Origin of the sequence: Colwellia sp. MB3u-45, from assembly GCF_014077005.1 — a bacterium.
Classification (GTDB): Bacteria; Pseudomonadota; Gammaproteobacteria; order Enterobacterales; family Alteromonadaceae; genus Cognaticolwellia.
In genome coordinates this window covers 1-549 of record NZ_JACGVC010000013.1, presented here as the reverse complement: position 1 = coordinate 549, position 549 = coordinate 1, and the positions used below count along the sequence as shown (strand labels likewise).

General features: G+C 40.4%; 1 protein-coding gene and 1 rRNA gene. One reads left to right on the top strand and one right to left on the bottom strand.

The window, feature by feature from the left end:
- Positions 1 to 324: transposase (locus H4J41_RS00050; protein WP_182134708.1), on the top strand; the 324-nt coding region annotated here is incomplete at its 5' end.
- Positions 325 to 437: 113 nt separating this feature from the next.
- On the opposite strand, the gene rrf is transcribed toward H4J41_RS00050, so the two are convergent.
- Positions 438 to 549, bottom strand: a 5S ribosomal RNA gene (rrf, locus tag H4J41_RS00045); the annotation flags it as partial.

Sequence of the window (549 nt, the reverse complement as noted above, 5' to 3'; positions counted from 1 at the left end):
GAAAAACACTTAGCATTGATTGCCCAAAAGGTACCCAAAGGACGACACGCCGTGATAGTTGTGGATGGTGCAGCTTGGCATCAAGTCCATTTAACCGAAAAATTTGATAACTTATCAATTATAAAATTACCCCCTTATTTACCTGAACTAAATCCTATTGAGCAAGTATGGCAATGGCTGAGGCAAAATGAATTAGCGAACAGATGTTTTAGTGGATATGAAGATATTGTTAATGAATGTAGTCGAGCCTGGAATATTTTTATTTCAGATGCATCTAGGGTGATAGATCTTTGCTCTAGAGACTGGATAAAAGTGGGAAGTTAATTAATCAAATTGGTATAACCTTTGAGATTGCAGCAAGCTAACTCAAGCTTTATTTATCAAATCACAGAAAGCAAAAAACCCGTAGCGTCAGCTACGGGTCTCTCTAAATAGAAGCCTAGCAATGTCCTACTCTCACATGGGAACTCCCACACTACCATCGGCGCTAACACGTTTCACTTCTGAGTTCGGAATGGGATCAGGTGGGGCCATGTCGCTATTGTCGCT